Source organism: Citrobacter freundii complex sp. CFNIH9, assembly GCF_002903305.1.
Taxonomy (GTDB): domain Bacteria; phylum Pseudomonadota; class Gammaproteobacteria; order Enterobacterales; family Enterobacteriaceae; genus Citrobacter; species Citrobacter portucalensis.
The window spans coordinates 2,519,527-2,540,343 of sequence record NZ_CP026238.1 but is presented as its reverse complement, the minus strand read 5'-3'; the positions used below and the strand labels follow the sequence as shown (position 1 = coordinate 2,540,343).

The 20,817-nt window shown below is 52.4% G+C and carries 18 protein-coding genes; 9 read left to right on the top strand and 9 right to left on the bottom strand.

Annotated elements, in window-relative coordinates:
• The first annotated feature begins 17 nt into the window (after window positions 1–17).
• A complete protein-coding gene (gene patD, locus C2U43_RS12855) occupies window positions 18–1,445 on the top strand; it encodes an aminobutyraldehyde dehydrogenase (RefSeq protein WP_003833127.1) in 1,428 nt (475 codons plus the stop codon).
• Window positions 1,446–1,638: 193 nt separating this feature from the next.
• Here patD and C2U43_RS12850 read toward each other — a convergent pair whose 3' ends face one another.
• Complete coding sequence (locus C2U43_RS12850) at window positions 1,639–2,766, bottom strand: multidrug effflux MFS transporter (RefSeq protein WP_103285247.1); 1,128 nt, start codon at window positions 2,764–2,766, stop codon at window positions 1,639–1,641.
• A gap of 101 nt (window positions 2,767–2,867) precedes the next feature.
• On the opposite strand from C2U43_RS12850, the gene C2U43_RS12845 reads away from it, so the two are divergent.
• Complete coding sequence (locus C2U43_RS12845) at window positions 2,868–3,647, top strand: AraC family transcriptional regulator (RefSeq protein WP_103285246.1); 780 nt, start codon at window positions 2,868–2,870, stop codon at window positions 3,645–3,647.
• Window positions 3,648–3,766: 119 nt separating this feature from the next.
• Here the strand turns inward: C2U43_RS12845 and yncL are convergent, their stop codons facing one another.
• Window positions 3,767–3,862: a stress response membrane protein YncL gene (gene yncL, locus C2U43_RS12840; RefSeq protein ID WP_071524268.1), complete on the bottom strand. Its 96-nt coding sequence runs from the start codon at window positions 3,860–3,862 to the stop codon at window positions 3,767–3,769.
• Window positions 3,863–4,054: 192 nt separating this feature from the next.
• On the opposite strand from yncL, the gene C2U43_RS12835 reads away from it, so the two are divergent.
• Window positions 4,055–4,228 (top strand): GhoT/OrtT family toxin, encoded by a 174-nt coding sequence (locus tag C2U43_RS12835; RefSeq protein ID WP_003020198.1) that lies wholly within the window; start codon window positions 4,055–4,057, stop codon window positions 4,226–4,228.
• A gap of 19 nt (window positions 4,229–4,247) precedes the next feature.
• On the opposite strand, the gene C2U43_RS12830 is transcribed toward C2U43_RS12835, so the two are convergent.
• From C2U43_RS12830 to C2U43_RS12820, 3 genes are read right to left on the bottom strand one after another with little or no spacing between them, the layout of a single operon-like run.
• A complete protein-coding gene (locus tag C2U43_RS12830; protein ID WP_103285245.1) occupies window positions 4,248–6,410 on the bottom strand; it encodes a virulence factor SrfC family protein in 2,163 nt (720 codons plus the stop codon).
• Window positions 6,407–9,388 (bottom strand): virulence factor SrfB, encoded by a 2,982-nt coding sequence (locus C2U43_RS12825; protein WP_103285988.1) that lies wholly within the window; start codon window positions 9,386–9,388, stop codon window positions 6,407–6,409. Before C2U43_RS12825 ends, C2U43_RS12830 begins: the two co-directional genes overlap by 4 nt.
• A 4-nt stretch (window positions 9,389–9,392) precedes the next feature.
• Complete coding sequence (locus tag C2U43_RS12820) at window positions 9,393–10,694, bottom strand: SrfA family protein (RefSeq protein ID WP_103285244.1); 1,302 nt, start codon at window positions 10,692–10,694, stop codon at window positions 9,393–9,395.
• Between the two features lie 282 nt (window positions 10,695–10,976).
• Here C2U43_RS12820 and C2U43_RS12815 point away from each other — a divergent pair, with 282 nt between their 5' ends.
• Together C2U43_RS12815 and C2U43_RS12810 are read left to right on the top strand one after the other, a co-directional pair.
• Entirely contained in the window at window positions 10,977–12,575 is a 1,599-nt protein-coding gene (locus tag C2U43_RS12815; protein ID WP_103285243.1) for an ABC transporter substrate-binding protein, read from the top strand.
• Window positions 12,576–12,592: 17 nt separating this feature from the next.
• Window positions 12,593–12,826 carry a YdcY family protein gene (locus C2U43_RS12810; protein ID WP_003020183.1) on the top strand — a complete coding sequence of 78 codons (234 nt, stop codon included), beginning with the start codon at window positions 12,593–12,595 and terminating at the stop codon, window positions 12,824–12,826.
• A 64-nt stretch (window positions 12,827–12,890) separates the two neighbouring features.
• Here C2U43_RS12810 and C2U43_RS12805 read toward each other — a convergent pair whose 3' ends face one another.
• A complete protein-coding gene (locus C2U43_RS12805) occupies window positions 12,891–13,340 on the bottom strand; it encodes a DMT family transporter (protein WP_048227592.1) in 450 nt (149 codons plus the stop codon).
• On the bottom strand, window positions 13,337–13,855 hold the full coding sequence (locus C2U43_RS12800; protein ID WP_048235335.1) for a GNAT family N-acetyltransferase: 519 nt from the start codon (window positions 13,853–13,855) through the stop codon (window positions 13,337–13,339). Before C2U43_RS12800 ends, C2U43_RS12805 begins: the two co-directional genes overlap by 4 nt.
• 37 nt (window positions 13,856–13,892) lie before the next feature.
• Here C2U43_RS12800 and C2U43_RS12795 point away from each other — a divergent pair, with 37 nt between their 5' ends.
• From C2U43_RS12795 to C2U43_RS12780, 4 genes are all read left to right on the top strand, one after another.
• Window positions 13,893–14,468, top strand: a complete 576-nt coding sequence (locus tag C2U43_RS12795) for a helix-turn-helix domain-containing protein (protein ID WP_103285242.1) — start codon at window positions 13,893–13,895, stop codon at window positions 14,466–14,468.
• 58 nt (window positions 14,469–14,526) lie between these two features.
• Window positions 14,527–15,561, top strand: coding sequence for an NADP-dependent oxidoreductase (locus C2U43_RS12790; protein ID WP_103285241.1), 1,035 nt, complete (start codon window positions 14,527–14,529; stop codon window positions 15,559–15,561).
• 252 nt (window positions 15,562–15,813) lie between these two features.
• The gene (gene yncE / locus C2U43_RS12785) at window positions 15,814–16,875 is read left to right on the top strand and encodes a 7-bladed beta-propeller protein YncE (RefSeq protein WP_003833093.1); all 1,062 of its coding nucleotides are present in this window, start codon (window positions 15,814–15,816) and stop codon (window positions 16,873–16,875) included.
• A 137-nt stretch (window positions 16,876–17,012) separates the two neighbouring features.
• Window positions 17,013–17,234, top strand: a complete 222-nt coding sequence (locus tag C2U43_RS12780; RefSeq protein ID WP_003020157.1) for a YgdI/YgdR family lipoprotein — start codon at window positions 17,013–17,015, stop codon at window positions 17,232–17,234.
• 41 nt (window positions 17,235–17,275) lie between these two features.
• Here the strand turns inward: C2U43_RS12780 and ansP are convergent, their stop codons facing one another.
• Window positions 17,276–18,718, bottom strand: coding sequence for an L-asparagine permease (gene ansP, locus C2U43_RS12775; protein ID WP_003833088.1), 1,443 nt, complete (start codon window positions 18,716–18,718; stop codon window positions 17,276–17,278).
• A gap of 281 nt (window positions 18,719–18,999) precedes the next feature.
• The gene (locus C2U43_RS12770; protein ID WP_103285240.1) at window positions 19,000–20,541 is read right to left on the bottom strand and encodes a methyl-accepting chemotaxis protein; all 1,542 of its coding nucleotides are present in this window, start codon (window positions 20,539–20,541) and stop codon (window positions 19,000–19,002) included.
• Window positions 20,542–20,817 lie beyond the last annotated feature (276 nt).

Sequence of the window (20,817 nt, the reverse complement as noted above, 5' to 3'; positions counted from 1 at the left end):
CGATATGGGAAATTGCTATGCAACATCAATTACTGATTAATGGCGAGCTGGTCAACGGTGAAGGTGAAAAGCAGCCAGTCTATAACCCTGCCACTGGTGAACTCATTCTGGAGATTGCTGAGGCGTCAGCCATGCAGGTTGATGCCGCTGTACGTGCGGCAGACGCCGCGTTTGCCACCTGGGGGCAAACTACGCCGAAAGTCCGCTCTGAACTGCTGCTGAAACTGGCGGATGCTATTGCTGATAACGCGCAAACCTTCGCTGAGCTGGAATCACTTAACTGCGGTAAACCGCTGCACTGTGTTCTCAACGATGAAATTCCCGCTATTGTCGATGTTTTCCGCTTCTTCGCCGGTGCGGCGCGTACCCTGCAAGGACAGGCGGCCGGTGAGTATCTGGAAGGGCATACCTCGATGATTCGCCGTGATCCGCTGGGCGTGGTTGCTTCTATTGCGCCGTGGAACTATCCGCTGATGATGGCGGCGTGGAAGCTGGCTCCAGCGTTAGCTGCGGGAAACTGCGTGGTGATTAAACCGTCAGAGATTACCCCGCTGACGGCGCTTAAATTGGCCGAATTTGCCAAAGACATTTATCCGGCTGGCGTGATTAACGTGCTGTTTGGCCGCGGTAAAACGGTGGGCGATCCGCTGACCGGTCATGAAAAAGTGCGCATGGTTTCGCTGACCGGCTCCATTGCAACCGGTGAACACATTATTCAGCACACCGCGCCGTCAATTAAGCGTACGCATATGGAACTGGGCGGAAAAGCTCCGGTGATCATTTTTGATGATGCCGATCTGGATGCAGTGGTGAGCGGCGTGCGGACCTTTGGTTATTACAACGCCGGGCAAGACTGTACCGCCGCTTGCCGAATTTATGCCCAGAAAGGCATTTATGATGCACTGGTCGAAAAACTTGGCGCCGCCGTTGCCAGCCTGAAAATTGGTCCGCCGAATGATGAATCGACCGAGCTGGGACCAGTGAGCTCGCAGGCACATCTCGATCGCGTGACTAAAGCGGTCGATGAAGCTAAAGCGTTGGGCCATATTAAGGTCATCACCGGCGGTAAAAAAGTGGATGGTTCGGGCTACTATTTTGCCCCGACGCTGCTTGCTGGGGCGAAGCAGGACGATGCCATCGTACAGCGGGAAGTTTTCGGTCCGGTGGTCAGCGTGACCGTATTTGATGATGAAGATCAGGTGCTGGCATGGGCCAACGATTCGAAATACGGCCTGGCATCCTCCGTCTGGACCCGGGATGTTGGGCGAGCGCATCGCTTTAGCGCTCGCCTGCAATATGGTTGCACCTGGGTCAATACCCATTTCACGCTGGTTAGCGAGATGCCGCACGGTGGGCAAAAACAGTCTGGCTATGGAAAGGATATGTCGGTTTATGGGCTGGAGGATTACACGGTTATTCGCCATGTTATGATCAAGCATGAGTAATATCTTAAGCAAGATCGGCGAATGGGGCACGGATAGCTAAATATTGGCATACGTGTGTCTATACTATTCGCGCCACTGGCCTCGTCGCCATCGGACGGCGGTAAGTTGGAAATATCCGCGAGGTCAGGCTAATTGATACAACAAAGCCCCAGCATATAGCCGGGGCTTTGTGCTTTCAGGATCGCCATCGGGTTTATCTGCGGCCCAGGCTGCAAAGCCAGGCGAGTAGGGCACAGACGCTCAGAACCAGCCCCAGTTGCTGCACCATGCCTGCTAAACCCAGCATCATCCCAAGTAACAGGTAATAGCTTAATCCGAACAAAGCACCTGCGGCACCGGCCTGTTCACGGTAGTGACGCAGCGCCTGACTCAGCACATTGGGAATGGCGATACCATAGGCAATCACCACGCCGAACACCGGAATCAGGATCCACGCGGAGTGCTGCAAACACCACGCGACGAGACCTGACAACGCTGCCAGCACACAGGCATAACGTACCAGTTGTTCCGGCGTCAGACCTGTCGTTAACAGTCTTCGGTTCAGCAGGCTACCTGACAGAGAAGCAAACGCAAGTAGCAACCCCGTCCAGCCAAAGGCTCTGGAGCTCCATCCTAATTGCCCAAAAAGAAACGGTGCCAGGCTGTAATAGCTAAACAGCATGGTGTTCAGTAGGGCAACCAGCAAGGCGTTTTTCCGCAACTCACTGTCCCGCATCATGCGGGAAAACAGCGCGGCAAGCTTCGGGCTGAGCGTATGTTCGGGCCGGGTTTCTGGCAGCATGGTCGCTGTCAGTATTAGCAGTAACAACGCCAACAGCACAAGGGCAACAAAGACACCGGTATGGCCATACAGACTCACTAACCAACCTCCGCTTAGCAGGCCAAAAACTGGACTCAATGCCAGCGCGGCCCCCATCACGGAAAAGACGCGGGATAGCGCAGTTGATTCATAACTGTCCCTTAGCATGGTCTGTACCACGACCGACCCCGCAGCCGCACCGATAGCGGAGATCATCCGCGCCAGCAGCAAAACGCTGAAGTCGGTGGCAACAACGGCCAATGCGCAACCTGTTCCATAGCAGATAAGCCCTGCCAACATCGCCCAACGTCGTCCGATGCAGTCACTTAGCCAACCCCACATCGCTACGCCGACGGCAAAGGCAACAAAATAAACGGAGAGTGTTTGAGCCGCGCGCTCACTGCTTACGTGAAAAGAGGTAGCGATACCCGGCAATGCCGGGCTGTAAATGGTTTCCACCAGTTGTGGAAACATAATCAGTAGCGTAAGAAGCCACAGCGATGGGCGACGAAGTGTGTTCATAGCAATATCCAGAGAGACAGAAAACAGGCGGGCATTATTGCTGAAAGGGATATGTCGTATTACCATTATCAGGAATTTAAATATCAAATATCAGACAGATAATGAAAATTGCCCCTGATGATGCTTTTGATGCGGATAGCTTTGATAAACCGGTAATCGGTATTGCTGCCGATATGGGCGTACATGATTCCGGGCGGCACAGTCATCTTCGTCATCAGCTACTTTTTTCGGCGGCGGGAAGCATTACGATTGAACTGGAGCAGGCCCTGTGTCTGCTACCGCCACGTCGTGCGGTTTGGATCCCGGCAGGCACGGTACATCGCGCCATAATGCGTGGTGTGATGGCATATCGCTCTTTGTACTTTTCTACCACATTGCCGTTATCTGAGTTACCGCTGCAGATAGTCGAAGTTAATCCGCTGTTTTTTGAAGTGATAGAACGTATGGCCTTCTGGCCATGGGAAATGCCTGCCGCACAGCAGTCCAGCCTCATTGCCGTTTTTTGTGAGGAAATGCGTGCCGCCCGCAGTGAAAACAGGACATTGCAGTACCCCTCAGATCCACGGCTCAACGTGTGGCTCAAGGGATTACGCATGGGTGAATTGCCACCACGACTGAATCAATTGTCCCGACAGGTTGGGGCATGCGAGAGGACGATCAGCCGAATATTTATCAGGGATACCGGGATGAATTATCAGGACTGGCGGCAGCAATTTAGGTTGTTAAAAGCCATGGAAATGTTGGCTGATGGATGCCATATCAGCCAGGTCGCGCAATATCTGGAGTTTGTCAGCGACAGTGCTTTTATTGCTTTCTTCCATCAACATACCGGCACAACACCTGGCCGTTATTCGGGCAATATAATGCCGCAGAAGGATTAGGGGTATTACATATTAAGGATAATTTACCCAGTGATAGCAGAGTGGGAAGATTGTTTACTGATGGCAGAGAGAAGATCCTCTCTGCCAGCGGACGCTGCAATTAATCAAGAAGCGTTACATCAAGCAAACCAGCCGAACCTTGCGGATATCAGACTGAAAAGTCCTACAGCAGCAAATATATTTATCAGCACCACAGTTTTACTGGAAACATTCATTTTTGCCACCTTTCGTTTTAACCCTTATGGGTATAGTACGGCTTATAACTATCCGCAATAGTACGAATTCTGAACATAATGAAAATGGGTTGTTTTACAGCCGTTTTTCTTAAATTAATTAATAAAACTTGATGTGAGTCATGAAAAAGAGCATATTGCGCGCGATTTTCCCTTCTGGCCAGGATGCCTTAAATGTCCCTATACCAAAAAATGTTGGTTTTTTATGCGGTGATGGCCGTCATCACGGCAATCATCACCTGGTTTCTTTCCCGCGATAAAAAGCGGATCCGCTTTCTTAGCGCGGTATTAGTCGGGGCGACCTGGCCGATGAGTTTTCCCGTTGCGCTGATGTTTTCTCTTTTCTGATGACGGCGTATACGCCGTTTCAGGAGAAAAGCAGGGCATCTAATCGTTTTTTGTCGGTTTCAGAGACATCCTGTGGGTACTGATATCCCGCATTCTCATTCGCACGGGTGTACAAGGCAACCAGCCAGTCGTAAACGTAACGGCTTGCACCATGCGAGGGTTGTTCATCCAGCTTCGTCAGGCGTAGCATCGGCGATTGCTTCGGCGCGCTAAAAATAGCCGATCCTTTTTGGATCCTGCTGGCAGGGCGCTGTTCCTCAGCAACGTCGGCAAATCCAAGCCAGGTAATAAAATCACCAATATCGGCGTGTAACTGCGCGGCACAGACGTTTTCTCGCTGCATAATGCGCTGTAAGCGTTGTGGCATCTCCAGGCGATAGCTGGTGGTGACGAGAATGTCGGCAACCAGCCTTAACGTACGGGGATCGAGTCGTAAACGGCGGGCATTATTTTCATCGCGACACCACTGGCGCACGTGGTTAATCCACATTTTGTGTGCCTGATATCCGGTCTCCTGACTTTCCGGCGAGTGTAGTGTGTCACGCACTTCGGCAAACAGGTCAATCTCTTCATTAAATAAACCGCTTACCTGCTCCTCGCGTGGTTGCTGAATACGCAGCAGCGACTCAAAAATGCGCATCGGCGGGAGCAAACCATCCAGCAGTTCGCCATGTTTTGCCGCTTGCGCCTGTAACTGGCGGATCACCGACTCGTGGCTATCCGATTCAGCTTGAGCGGGATTAATCCAGCTTATCAGCGTTTCGCGGATGCGCTGTTGATGCTGCTCGCGTAGAGAAGTCAACCTGGCCTGGCGCTGCTGTGGTGAGGTTGCCTGAGTCAGCCATTCGACAAGACGTTGTAAGCTATGTTTATCCAGCGCCTGCAACGTACCCCAATGCAACCCGGGCTTGCCCATCAATTGCTGCACGGATTCATCAAGGTTTTGCTGGGTACTAAAACGCGCATCCTGCGGGGTAATGGCCCAAACCACGCCCGGTAATGCGGCATCATGAACAGGTTGGGTATCGTTGACCCAGCCCAACAGCTTGCGGGTGATGGCGGGCGTCTGGGCGCGGGCAGAGACCGCGTTGCAGATTAAGAGCACATCCGGTTGCAGGTGCTGGCGATAATGTTCCAGCATCCAGCCTAATTTTGCCTGCCACAGTGGATGAGGATGAGCATCCGGGGCGAGGGGAATATCGAGCAGATCGACATTCTCCAGCACCGAGTCTTCAACCGTCAGGACCAGCTCGCGCGTGAGCAGCGCCAGTGAAGACAAAGAAAGGCTGACCGCATTGAGCAACTGATGATTTTCAATCGGATGAACCACCACATCGCTTTGCGTCTCATTATTGCTGGTCAATGCCACCTGGGTCAGGAAACTTTCGGCCGGTAAACCAAAATGATCAACCAGAAGACTCAGCGGGGCCGCTAATTCTTGCGCGTGTCCGGTTTGTTGCAACGTGTGCGCCAGCGCCAGCCACTGCTGCGTCAGTTCTGGTTGTTCTCCCCACAGTAACGCCCAGGCGTTTGCCCGGGTAGTCAGGTCCAGTGCGGGCAGCAACGTGGCAAACTGATACCATAGTGCATCGTCAATTTGCTGCTGGTTTGCCGGTACGCAGGAGCGCCAGAAACGACCAATTGCCGCAACATCATGTGCGGTAATGCCCGGCACCGGGTGACGCTGACGCAGCGTTTGCCATTTTTCCAGGCGCGCCTCAATAATCGATTTCTCGACCTGTCGGTTGCCCGGGAGCGCGCTGAACTGGGCGATAAATAGCTGTACCAGTTCGGCTTCACTGAGTAATCGCAGACGCAACGGCCATTCGCTATCATGCGGATTTTCATCGCGCGTAAAGCGGATCGCCATATTGGTTGGTGCATGGCCCGGATTAATATGCGAGAAATAATCAAAGCTGCGATCCGGGGTAACAATATTCACTTTGCCAGTGGCATTGCAGCACAATGCTGCCAGTAGATGTGCTTTTGCCGATTGTGAGTGTCCGTATAACCCTATACATCCTTGCGATGAAAAGGTCTCCTTCAACGCAGATTCACTCACTGCGGCTAGCGTAAGCTGTGCCAGCAGGGCATCCGCTTCATCATCAAGACGCGCCGCACGTTGACGGGTATCTACCACCCACTCGATGGCGGCCTGCGCGGTATTTAACATCTTACTCATTTTAGGTACACGCTCCCGCTATCAATCCAGTAATGGCTTCCGCTATGGCGACGGTCTGCCAGCGTATTCAGTTTTAACGTTAAGGCATTGGCGGCAACGGGGGTGCCATCCTGTAACCAGGCATCACTCAGGATGAAGAATTCCGGGCCACTTTCTTTGCTGCCGCCGCGTAGCTGCAGCCGAACATTCAACACGCCATCTCCGGCGATAGTTTTTGCCAGTTCGGCAGAGTTTATGCTGAGCGTATACAGCGGCGTGGCAGGCCAGCGGCTGTTTGCCAGTTGCCGAAATCCTAACGTCACGTTGCCACGTAACGGGAAATGCAACCGGGCATCCAGCTTCGCCCCAGGTTTATCCAGATCAATATCGTGATACCAGATGTTCTCATCGCGCAGGGTATTGACCGTATTATCCAGCACACCGAGAAAGCGTACGGTCGAGTAAGCGCCGATATCGGCAGCTTTAAAGTTAAAACGTGGCAAACGCAAATCCAGCGCCAGGCTGCACAGCATAGCGCCTACTGCTGCGGTCGATTTGGGATTACCAATTCGCCCTTGCTGGCTGAACGGATACCACTCATGCACGCGGTAGTTATCCATCCAGATCATACGGTTAACCGGAACAGGTTGCAGATGGCGGATCAACGCCTGTACACCGGGTAAACAGGCGGGTCTGCCTGTTACTAATAAAATATCGCAGCGATAGTGTGAAATGGCCTCACAAACCGCGTGCAGTGGGGAAGTCAGGGTAAATTGCCCCGCCAATAGTGCTTCTTGTAACTGCCTGAACTGTACCTGTAACGGCACGCTCAGAACATCAAACGCTGGCGACCCTGCTGGCAACGCATGATCGATAGCCTGTTGGATGTAGTTCATCACGTTGCGCGTGGGTTGTTGACTCAGGAGTTCCCCAAAGGTGGCATGTAGTCCGGCGACCGGATCGTTAATATCGCTTTGTTCCCAGGCAGAGAGGACCGCATGACCAAGCGGCATAAAGAGCTGCAATGCCGTTTGTTGACGCAGAATTGCTTGAGTATCGATGCGCCCGGAATCGCCAAATAGCGTGGCCAGCAATGCGGCGGCGTCGGTCACGCCAGCCTGTTGTAAGCGGGTTTGCAGTGCAGGCAACACGCAGCGCTGAATCACGTCCAGCAGCATGTCATCGCCCGCAACTTTAAAACCTTCACGGAACAGCAGATGCGGGGTAATTTTGACGTTCGCGCCAACGCCGTCATCAAGCTGGTAATGAACGACGGCCATATCCGTTGTCCCGCCGCCAATGTCGATCGATGCCACGCGCAGTGCACGGCCTTTAGTCTCACCAGGCTCCGGCAAACGGTCCGGGCGGGCAAGGGCGTTAAAGAACGATTCGGTGTGGCCATCGTAGTGTGAGATAGCCTCGTTATACAGCCACACCAGTTGCCCGCAACTGGCTTCATCCCATTCCATCTGAATTTCAGGTACGGGAACCACACTCTTTTCCTGCTGCTTACGGGTGGTGAAGTCTTCATCCTGCGGGTGCCAGCCCATTGCTTTCCAGACCAGGGCAATAGCTTCAAACATGCGCAGGCGGAAAATCTCGCGCTCCTGTTTGGGCATCGCCGACGGTAGGGTCAGGATCAGCGTCCGCAACTGACGAGGAGACGCCGGGAATCCGAGGCGCAAACGCGTCGCTACGCTGTTAATTTGCCCCAACGCCTGGGCCAGTATTTCGCACAGCATATGCGTCATCAGCGTGCTGCGGCTGTATTGTGGTGAGAACACTGGCAGACGATCGTCCTGCGGCAGGCTGAACAGCGGTTGCCCGTCATCGTTCATCAGGTTCATCAGCGGGAAGGCGGTAGCCAGCGGTTCGCGCTGGGTTTTGCCATTCATCTGGCTAAAGCGCCAGTCATGCAGCACCGGCGTTTCATCCCACAGATAGCGGCGCGGGCTTGAGATCCCACTGTTGCCCTCGGTGCCCATACGCTGCATCGCCAGCTTACGGGCTTCATCACCCACACGCACAATCGACGGCCAGATAAAGGCGTCATCACGTCCGCTCTCAACGGAAAAGTGCTGCTTACCAAAGCGTGCTTCGGAAAACTCCAGCCGACTGGTGAACAGCGGATCGTTGAGGAACTGCGGCTCGCTTAACGAACGGACCTGTAATTCAGCGGTCTGACGCAGCCCGTCATTGGCATCCCCGTGATCTTCAATCAGGACACCACAGGTATGGGTATTACCGATATCCAAAATAAGATCGACGGGAATGGCGGGGGTGCTAAGGGTGTGCGTAACCAGTTTCACTTCCGGGACGGAAAGCTGCTCACCTAACAGGGTCAGCACATTCAGCCAGTGCGCCTGGTATTCAAAGTTACGCAGCGCCTGCTGGTTCTCTTGTTCTGAGCGGTTCTCATGTTGGGTGACATGGTGCATAAAAGATTCGCGCAACCAGCCGTCAATCCAGGTCTGGTCAAGGAAATCAGCAATTTCGTTGTCATGCCAGGCCAGCGCAAACCGTGTACCGTTAAGCAGATCATTTTCGTTGGGGGTTAACGCCGCAGGGGCATTTTCAGTAAGCTGGCTGTCCAGCGCTACGGTAACACGGTGGGTGTTGCCTGCGCTGTCCGGCTGCGGCAGCTTTCGCACCTGCACGCGTGCCCAGTTATCCGGGCCTTCAACAAACGTACGCGGCGGGTTAAAGCGCAAAAACGGCAGCGGCAGCCAGACGCCGTCGAGCACGTCCAGCGAATAGTGCAGCGTCTGAGTACTTTCCGGCTTCACCACTTCGGGTTGCGCGCCGGTGCTGCCCGGTAGGGTATAGCGTCCTGACGTCAGATCGAAGTCTAGTCTCAGTAGCGGACCGTTTGCCGTTTTGCGCACAAAGCGTCCATTGTGCGCAGATTCCTGCGGCGTGAGGCCGAAATCCAGAAATTGCACACCGCTATTGGCGATGAGCGTCACGCTCTGTTTGTAATCACACAGATTCACCAACATAAAATCAGGCACCTATCTTTTTGATCGTCAGAGGGATTTCCGCGTGATCGTCATAACGCGCGGTACAGGCGGCGACGTCATTGGTTCCCGCTTTGCAGGTAATTTCAGGCATCGGATAACGTGAACCGTCGGTACAACGGGCATTGCCGCGACTCTTAATCATTAATTCACCCGACTGGTGCAAACCAGAGAAAATCTCGGCACGACAAACAATGTTGTCACCATGAACCACGCGCGCAGTGCCTTTATTGGCCTGGATCTGATAGCGCAGCGACGGCGCTTTGCCGCTCACCGGATCTTTAACATCGACCATGACGCGCCAGTTACCGTTGAGAAAACGCGTAGTTCCTGCCTTCATCTGGTTGGCATCCATCACCAGCGCATCTTTTGGAATTGCGGCAATCACCACAGGTCCTTCGACAGGTTTCTCTTTCTTCGCAGCTGGAGTCACTTCAGCACGATGCAGGGGCAGTACAGATGTCAGTGCTGGCAGCGGTGCCATATCAACCTTAGCGACTTCAATAGCGGCTACTGCAGGTACGGGCTGGGTGGTCTGTTGCTTCCACAGCAGCGGCCCAACGATGGCTGCAATAATCACTGCGGCAACGGGGAGGCTCCACAGCGGTATGCGGCGTATGGGCTTTTCATGTACCGGCGGGGCAGTGACTTCAGGTTCGTTAACAATAACCGGGGGTTCAGGTTCAGCCGATTTTGGCAGATCAACGGCCGGCGTCAGTAAGGGGACATCGGCCTCGGCAAAGGTAATTTCCGGTGCGATTTCTTCTTCCTGTTCTGGCTCTGCTACGGTAACCACAGGAGGAACATCGGCAATGCGCAGGCAGTCGAGCACATCGTCGCGGGGATTTTCATTCAGATTGACGAAGCCCCAGAACGTAATAACGGGTTTGCCATCAACCAGAAACACGTGGTTTTCACCGGGAAACTGGATGGCTTTTTCGAGCAGCGAGCCAAACAGCTGTAGCGAGGTTTTCCCCGATTGCAGACTTTTACGGCTCAGGGCCGCCGCATTTTCCAGCGTGCTCCCCAAATAGCGCAGCGCACGAAAACGTGCTTCTTCATCAGCGGCTTTCCAAGCCATGGCTTTCCCTTCTATCGGGGAATACCAGTCAACCCGATCGCCGTTGTCGTTAATTTGTGGGATCGCCAGACAATCCACCATCGCCTGCTGTTTACGCAGACGAAGCGTTTCACGAATTTGCAATGCTGAATCAAACACGGCCTGACCACCGCCGCCCACGGCCTGATAGTCATCCAAATTGCCGCTGCGCAAGAGAGTTTTTGCCACGTTGTTACCCCTTAGACTTCTTCACGTATCTACTTTACGTTTTATAAAAACGAGCAAACGGCGAAAGAGAGGCAAAAAGGGGCTAATTTTCATGGCATAGAGTGCCGGGAAAAATCTTGACGTTTTGAAAAAGACTTAAGGGAAATTAATTCGCTTGGAGTGATGAATTATTCAGCGAAATACACCGGATTAGAATAACCTGATAGTGATTTGTTATTGGTCAGTTTTTGTCAGCTATGCTCTGATATCCCTGTTAATAATAAAATAAGAAGGCTTATAACCATGATTGCAAGGAAAACGTTACTCGCGCTGGCTCTCAGCGCTGTCTTACCGTCAGGCGCTGCGTTCGCGGCCAATACTGACACCATCATCTATTGCTCTGAAGCATCTCCGGAGTCATTTAACCCGCAAATCGCCAGTTCTGGTCCTTCATTTGTAGCCAGTTCACAGGTGCTCTACAACCGACTCATCAACTTTGATCCGGTAAAGAATACCCCGATACCGTCTCTGGCAACGGACTGGACGATTTCCCCGGATGGTAAGACTTACACGTTTACCCTGCGTCAGGGCGTGAAATTCAACAGTAATAAATTCTTTAAACCGACCCGCGACTTCAACGCTGATGACGTGATTTTCTCGGTATTACGGCAGAAAGATGCCGATCATCCGTATCACAAGGTTTCTCAGGGAAGCTACGAATACTTTAACGATGTTGGTCTGGATAAACTGATTAAAGAAGTGAAGAAGGTCGATGATTATCATGTTCAGTTTGTCCTCAATGAACCTAATGCTGCGTTTCTTGCCGACTGGGGTATGGATTTTGCCTCTATCCTTTCTGCGGAATATGCCGACGCGATGCTGAAAAAAGGCACCCCGGAAAACGTCGATAACTGGCCGATTGGCACCGGGCCTTACGTGTTGCAACAGTACAAGCAGGACTCGCAAATCCGCTATCTTGCCAACCCGAACTACTGGGATGGCGCCGTTCCAACGAAGCACCTGATCTTCTCAATCACGCCAAACGTCCAGACGCGGCTGGCAAAACTGCAAACCAATGAGTGCCAGATAATCCCGGCACCAGCCCCCGTACAGTTTGACGAGATTAAAAAGAATAAAGATTTGACGCTGCATGCGGTTGAAGCGCTGAACGTCGGATATCTGGCGTTTAATACCGAGAAAAAACCGTTTGATAACGTACTGGTGCGTCAGGCGCTAAACTACGCGACCGATAAAAAGGCCATTATTAACGCCGTCTTTTTAGGTTCCGGTACGGTGGCGAAATCGCCGATTCCGCCGAATATGATGGGCTTCAATAAAGATCTGCAGGATTACACTTACGACCCGCAAAAGGCGAAAGATCTGCTGAAGCAGGCGGGGCTGGAAAACGGCTTTGAAGCGACGCTGTGGTCAATGCCGGTTCAGCGCCCTTACAACCCGAACTCCCGACGGATTGCTGAGATGATCCAGAGCGACTGGGCAAAGGTGGGCGTGAAGGCGAAAATTGTGTCGTACGAGTGGGGGGAATATCTCTCCGGAATGCGTAAAGGTGAGCATGACACCGCATTGTTTGGCTGGATGTCAGACAACGGCGATCCGGATAACTTCGCCGATGTGCTGCTGGGCTGCGACAGCATAAAAACCGGATCTAACGCCGCGCGCTGGTGCGATAAAGAGTATAATTCGTTGGTTCAAAAGGCGAAGCTGGTGAGTAAACCGGAAGAGCGCGCCGCGCTTTACCAGCAATCGCAAGAGATTTTCTACCAGCAGGCTCCGTGGATAGCCCTGGCAAACGGTAAAACGTTCTACGCTACGCGCAGCAACGTCAGCGGATACAGCGTCAGCCTGATGGGCAGTGATTTTTCAAAAGCAAAATTAAATTAATGAGTTAAGGAGAGGTTATGTCGCATCTGGATGAGGTCAGCGCACGTGTTGATGCCGCCATTGAAGAGAGCGTCATTACGCATATGAATGAATTGCTGATTGAGCTCAGCGATGATGTCGCGTTGAGCCGGGAAGACCGCTATACCCAGCAACAGCGTTTGCGTACGGCTATCGCACATCATGGCCGTCAGCATAAAGAAGATATGGAAGCCCGTCGCGAACAGTTGACCAAAGGCGGCACAATCCTCTGATATTTCACTTATCCGACCTACAGGCACGTTCTGTAGGTCTGATAAGCGAAGCGCCATCAGGCAATTAAAATGAACGTCTCGCCACCAGCCACGCCCCGATGACCAACAGCACCGCGCCACAGACCGGACCTACCAGCGCCCGCAGCGGCACGCCGTGACTACGTAGAATATCCAGCACCAGCCCGCCGATTAACTGGCTAGCCACCAGCACCGCGATAGTGGTAGCGGCCCCCACATTTTGGTACCCACTGATACTGGCAAAAACAAAGAACGATCCCAGCAATCCGGGGATGAGCGTCCACCAGCGCACGCTGGATACCAGTTCTCCAAATCCCGCAGCTCCTTGTTTAAACCACAGTATGCTGACAAACAGCACGATCCCGACCAGCGAGTTAAGCAACATGGCGATGAGGATCGTCGAGGATGTCTGGGTGATGCGTACCATCAAGGTATTTTGCACCACCAGACCAATACCTGCGGCAATCAGAAAGGAGAGGGTCAGCGTCTGGTTCATCTACGGGCATCCGGATCGCGGCGATCGTCTAGCTGTAACTGCATGAAGGTCAGATCCAGCCAACGGCCAAATTTGGTTCCAACCTGCGGCATTTGCGCGGTGGTTTTAAAACCCAGCAAGCTGTGCAGATGCAGTGATGCCTGATTCTGAGACTCAATACCTGCCACCATCACATGCTTGCCGCATGCGCGGGCTTCGTCTATCAGTCTGCTGAGCAGTGCCCGTCCTAGCCCTTTTCCCTGATGTTCAGGATGAACATACACCGAATGTTCAACGGTATGACGGAAGCCATCAAAGTTACGCCAGTCGCCAAAGGAGGCGTATCCTGTAACCACGCCATTCTCTTCACTCACCAGCACCGGATACCCCATCAATTGGCGGGCTTCATACCAGGAAATACGGTTTTCGGCATCGACCGTTTGATCGTTCCAGATAGCCGCCGTATGCAGTACCGCATGGTTGTAGATTTCTGCAATGGCGGCGCAGTCTTCTTTGCTGGCAAATCGAATTGACATGTTGAACCTCAGGGGTTGTTCACTATAGTATTACAATATGAATACTATTGAAGACAGCATAAATCAACGGATCAGTGCAAGAATTCGCATTGAGCGGGAATCTCGCGGTTGGTCACTCACGGAACTTGCCGAGCGCGCGGGTGTGTCGCGGGCCATGATCCATAAAATAGAGCGCGGCGAGAGTAGTCCAACGGCTACGCTGCTGGGCAGGCTTTCCGGCGCGTTTGGCATCAGCATGTCTACCCTGATTGCGCGGGCTGAAATGCAGGAGGGCAAGCTATTGCGCTTCGTCGATCAGCCTGTTTGGCACGATCCACAAAGCCACTATCTGCGCCGCCATGTTTCACCGCGCAGCGATCTGCCTATCGATCTGGTGCAGATCGAATTACCTGCCGGAAGTGATATCCCGATGCCAGCCTCTTCCTATGTGCAGGCCAGACAACTTATCTGGTTACACCAGGGGGAATTAGTCTTTGTCGAAGGGGACGTACGCCATGAAATGCAGGCAGGTGATTGCCTGGAACTTGGCCCGCCGAATGACTGTCGGTTTATCAATGAAACCGCGCAACCTTGCGTTTACCTGGTTGTGCGGTTAAATCACGTCGTCAGCTAAATAGCAGGAACGGGCTGCTACTATTGATGGATTCATGCCAAAAGCAGAGGAGCACATCATGGGTCAACAGACTAATCGTAACCGTCGTTGGGTACTGGCTTCCCGTCCACATGGCGCGCCAGTCCCAGAGAACTTCCGTCTTGAAGAAGATGAAGTCGCAACACCGGGCGAAGGCCAGATGTTGTTGCGCACCGTTTATCTTTCCCTTGATCCCTACATGCGTGGCCGCATGAGCGATGAGCCATCTTACTCACCACCAGTAGAGATTGGTGGTGTTATGGTGGGGGGTACCGTAAGTCGCGTGGTGTCATCCCACCATCCGGACTACCAGCCAGGCGAATGGGTATTGAGCTACAGCGGTTGGCAGGACTATGACATCTCCGACGGAAACGGGCTGGTGAAGCTTGGCGATCATCCCGAGCATCCCTCCTGGGCGCTGGGTGTTATGGGTATGCCGGGGTTTACCGCTTATATGGGCCTGCTGGATATCGGTCAGCCAAAAGCGGGGGAAACGCTGGTGGTAGCTGCCGCAACCGGGCCGGTTGGCGCAACGGTCGGGCAGATCGGTAAGCTTAAGGGTTGTCGGGTGATCGGTGTGGCGGGTGGGGCAGAGAAATGCCGACATGCCACCGAGGTATTGGGGTTTGATGTCTGTCTCGATCACCACGCACAAGATTTTGCGCAACAACTGGCAAAAGCCTGTCCGCGGGGTATTGATATTTATTACGAAAACGTCGGAGGAAAAGTATTTGATGCTGTCCTGCCGTTACTCAACACCTCAGCGCGCATCCCGCTTTGTGGCCTGGTCAGCGGTTATAACGCAACGTCGCTTCCGGCCGGACCTGACAGATTACCGCTGTTAATGGCAACGCTGCTGAAAAAGCGTATCCGCATGCAGGGTTTTATCATTGGTCAGGATTATGGACACCGTATTCATGAGTTTCAGCGGGAGATGGGGCGCTGGGTTAAAGAGGGCAAAATCCACTACCGCGAGCAGGTGACCGACGGTCTGGAAAATGCGCCACAAACCTTTATCGGTCTGCTGACCGGCAAAAACTTCGGCAAGGTAGTGATTCGTCTTGCTGAGGATTGATGCGTAAAGGTGGAAGACGGTGAATGCCTGTAACCAGGCCTGCTTCGTACAAAATGTAGGCCTGGTAAAATGCCAATGTCGTTATCTGGTATTCATGGAGAAAATAAGAAGGTTACTACCCGAAAGCGAATAAACACTCCACATTGAGATAAATAATGATTACTATTCTCATTCTTAAAAAGGCAAAACCATGATTTTGCTCATTGAAGCTATGTGAAGCAGTAACAAACGAATTTATCAAAGGGAGTCGTCATGTCTTTACGTCATCTGTTTTCGCCGCGTCTGCGTGGTTCTTTACTGTTAGGTTCACTGCTCGTTGCATCATCTTTTACTACGCAGGCTGCAGAAGAACTGCTGCGCAAAGCCGTCGGCAAAGGCGCCTATGAAATGGCGTACAGCCAGCAAGAGAACGCGTTGTGGCTGGCGACCTCACAGAGCCGCAAACTGGATACCGGCGGGGTGGTTTATCGTCTTGACCCGGTCACCCTCGAAGTGACCCAGGTGATTCATAACGATCTCAAACCATTTGGTGCCACCATCAACAACGCCACGCAAACGCTGTGGTTCGGCAACACGGTAAACAGCGCGGTTACGGCGATGGATGCCAAAACCGGTGCGGTGAAAGGACGTCTGGTGCTGGATGCGCGTAAGCGTTCTGAAGACGTTCGCCCGCTGCAGCCGCGTGAGCTGGTCGCCGATGATGCCACCAACACGGTATACATTAGCGGTATTGGTAAAGAGAGCGTGATTTGGGTGGTGGACGGTGAGACGATCAAGCTGAAGGACACCATCCAGAATACCGGCAAAATGAGCACCGCTCTGGCTGTCGACAGCAAGGCTAAACGCCTGTACACCGCCAATGCCGACGGTGAATTCATTACTATTGACACCGCCACTAACAAAATTCTCAGCCGCAAAAAACTGCTGGATGACGGGAAAGAGCATTTCTTTATCAACCTGAGCCTGGACACAGCGGGCAACCGCGCATTTGTCACCGACTCTAAAGCGGCGGAAGTGCTGGTCATCGATACCCGTAATGGCAATGTACTGGCAAAAGTCGCCGCGCCGGAATCCCTGGCCGTGTTGTTCAACCCAACGCGTAATGAAGCCTACGTGACTCATCGCCAGGCCGGTAAAGTGAGTGTGATCGACGCGAAAAGCTATAAAGTCGTCAAAACATTCGAGACCCCAACGTTCCCGAATAGCCTGGCGCTCTCCGCCGATGGTAAAACCCTGTACGTCAGCGTGAAACAGAAATCTACCCGCGAGCAGGAAGCCACCCAGCCGGACGATGTTATTCGTATTGCGCTATAAAACATCCGGAGGGGGAAACCCCTCCTGTCATTTCTCTAAACCCCACGATACGCCTCGTTACACCCCGCCAGTAGCCCGACCCACTTCAGGGACTTACACTACGCCCTCAACGGCTAACTGAATAACACGGGAATACCATGAAAAAGCCATTTATCTGTCTGTGTGCAGGCGTAATGCTGTTTACCCTGGCAGGGTGTACCACCGATTACGTCATGACGACCAAAAGTGGACAAACCATCACCACCCAGGGTAAACCAAAACTGGATAAAGACACGGGAATGACCAGCTATACCGATCAGGATGGGAATGCGCGGGAAATTAACAGTAACGACGTAGCGCAGTTGATTGAAGCGAACTAAAAAAGAAGGCCTGAAGGGGTAACCTGTCAGGCCTTTTGCCGTTATGGCGCGGTGCGGTGGATTTCCGCGACGCGTTTACGCACGCCGAACCAGCCTGCAACCAGCAGGATGGCAATCAACGGTAATGACGCGATGGTGTAGGTGCCGTTTGGATAGTCAAACGCCATCAGCACCAGCACGCTCAGCAGGAACAGCAGCGTGAGCCACGAGGTAAACGGAGCGCCCGGCAGTTTAAAGCTGACGTCTGCCGTTTTACCTTCTTTTATGGCCCGGCGCAGACGCATCTGACAGACCATGATAAAGCCCCACGACGCAATAATGCCCAACGACGCGAAGTTCAACACGATCTCAAACACCTGCGACGGTACCAGATAGTTCAGAAATACCCCGACGACATAGACGACCAACGTGGCGAGGATCCCCGCCCAGGGTACTTGTTGACGGCTCATTTTAGCCATGAATTTAGGCGCCGATCCGCCCATCGACATGGAACGTAAAATACGCCCGGTGCAGTACAGCCCAGAGTTAAGGCTGGAAAGCGCCGCGGTGAGCACCACAATATTCATGATACTGCCGATATACGGCACGCCCAGTTTGGAGAAGAAGGTAACAAACGGGCTTTGCCCCGCCTGATAGGCATTCCACGGCAGTAACAGAACCAGCAGCACGACAGAACCCACATAGAACAGACCAATACGCCAGATAACGCTATTGATCGCTTTTGGCACCATGGTTTGCGGATCTTTGCATTCTCCAGCAGCGGTGCCCACCAGTTCAATGGAGGCAAACGCAAAAACTACCCCCTGAACCAGTACCAGCGCCGGCAGCAGACCATGTGGGAAGAATCCACCGTTGTCGGTGATCAGGTGAAAACCGGTGGCGTTACCATCCAGCGGCTTTCCAGTACCTAAAAAGACGGTACCCACCACCAGGAAAATCACAATCGCCAGCACTTTGACCAGCGCAAACCAAAACTCCATCTCCGCGAACCACTTCACGCCGATCATGTTCATGGTGCCGACAATGGCCAGCGCGCCGAGGGCGAACACCCACTGCGGTACATCACCAAATGCGCCCCAGTAATGCATATACAACGCCACCGCGGTGATATCGACAATGCCGGTCATCGCCCAGTTGATGAAGTACATCCAGCCAGCCACATAGGCGGCTTTCTCACCTAAAAATTCACGGGCGTAGGAAACAAAGCTGCCGCTGGAAGGGCGATGTAAAACCAGTTCACCAAGCGCACGCAGTATAAAGAACGAAAAAATACCGCACACCAGATAAACCAGCGCCAAAGCAGGACCCGCCATTTGCAAGCGTGCGCCAGCCCCTAAAAACAACCCGGTACCAATTGCGCCGCCAATGGCGATCATTTGTACCTGTCGATTACCCATCGCTTTGTGATACCCCTCTTCGTGGGCATTCAACCAGCGTCGTTTCGCCGCATGTTGTTCCGCGGCTTGCGTGTTGTTTGTGTTCATTACTTTTCCTGTTGACCTGACAAAAATACAAAATCCTTTTTGCCGCACCTGCTGCGGCGAAAAACAGCCTTACCCTTCATTGTGTTACGGGGGAAAACTGCCGGCCGAGCATCCTACATTCAATTGTTCGGTTCCGCAAAGCCCCGATAACAAGAATTCAGCATTTTTGTACAGCCAGCACTGGCGCAGTGTGGCCTCGATTCAGCCAATAAAAGAGAAGGGCGTAAATACGTGGAGAGGTGTGCGCTTATCGAGACATTCACCCGATAAGCGCCGTAAGGTTATGCTGATACGCCAAAGACCTGAACGGCCTGCTGTAAGCGCGATGAACGTTGAGTCAGATCGGCGGTAGCATCGGTGACACGCTCCACCATCTCGGCGTTATTGTGTGTCATGGTGCCAACGCGTGAAATCGAATCGTTAATCAGATCCAGCGCCTGGGTTTGCTCACGCGTCGCCAGACTAATATCTTTGATCATCATCGACATCTGCAGGACATCGCCAATCATCCCAGTGAGATGCGTTTCCGTTTGCTCCACCATTTTGACACCGCTGTTAACGTTAGCGACATTCTTCTCAATCAGCTGTTTGATCTCTTTTGCTGCAGACGCTGAATGCTGCGCCAGATTACGGACCTCTGCCGCCACAACGGCAAAACCACGCCCGGACTCCCCGGCCCGCGCGGCTTCAACCGCGGCATTGAGCGCCAGAATATTAGTCTGGAAAGCAATACTGTCGATAACGCCGATGATGTCGACTATCTGCCCGTTGTCACGCGATATCGCCTGCATCATGGCGATAGTTTGTTTCATAATATCGCCGCCTTCTGTCGCATTGGCGCTGGTTTTATCGGCCATGGTCATAGTATGAGCCGCAGTCTCAGCAGTTTGCTGTACCGCGCTACCAATTTCTTCAATGGCGGCAGCGGTTTGTTGCAGGTCGGCGGAGGTTTCTTCTGAACGCTTGTGCAGCGCCGTACCTTCTTTTGATACCCGCTGACTGATGGCGCGAATACCGGATATTTGCGTACTGACATCATCGACCAGGGAATTCAGATTAAGCCCGGACTGATTAACCAGACGCATCAGCATTCCGATCTCATCCACCCGATTTAAATGACAGTTATCAGGTTTTCTCCCGGATACCACTTTCTTCATTTGCGTCAGTAGCGTATTAACTGGCTGACAAATTTGATACTTAAGGTAAATAGCAAGCATCAGAAATAAGAACAATAACCCTCCCGCCTGAATAAATGGATTAACAGGAGCGAAGAGAAATAGCACAGCGAGCAGGGCGATTACCCCTAAAGAATAATTGACGCGCTGGCTAATACTCAGCCATTTAAACATTGATGCCCATGACAATATTCCGCGACGAATGATAATGCCTTTAAAAAGACGAAACCCTTTAAGCTGCTGATTATTAATTTTTTGATATAAGCTTTCGCTTTGAGTTATTTCATCGCGCGAAGGAACGGTACGCACCGAGATGTAGCCGGTGAGTTTTTCATTGTGCCAGACTGGCGTAACGTTGGCGCGAACCCAGTAATGGTCGCCATTCTGTCGACGGTTTTTCACCATCCCCGTCCAGCTGTCTCCCTGCTGTAGCGTGTACCACATATCGGCGAACGCCGCGGGAGGCATATCGGGATGGCGAATAATATTATGTGGTTCGCCCATTAACTGGTGTTCGTTAAATCCGCTGGCATCAATAAACGCGGAGTTGGCGTAGGTAATATGACTTTGTTTATCCGTCGTAGAAAGCAGCGTCGCTTTATCGTTAAGTGCGTGCTCAATTTGTGTAACGGGCATGTTACTTTTCATAGAGGTCCCATGGTGCTATGTATAATCCATACAAAAATCCCCGCAATAAAATCGGGGGATATTAAAATCTGTTTTAAACCGTTTTAATAAGAACGTTGCATTCTCTACTAATCATCAATTCTGTGGAAGTAGTTAAAATAAAAATTCCTATGTAAATCATTCATCCTGTGTCATAAAAGTGAAACAATTAATACAAGCGCATAACGTGACAAGTCGTTTAAACTGACTTAACGTAAATCGCGTTAAAAAACCTTTTCGTAAAAAGAAAACTGGCAT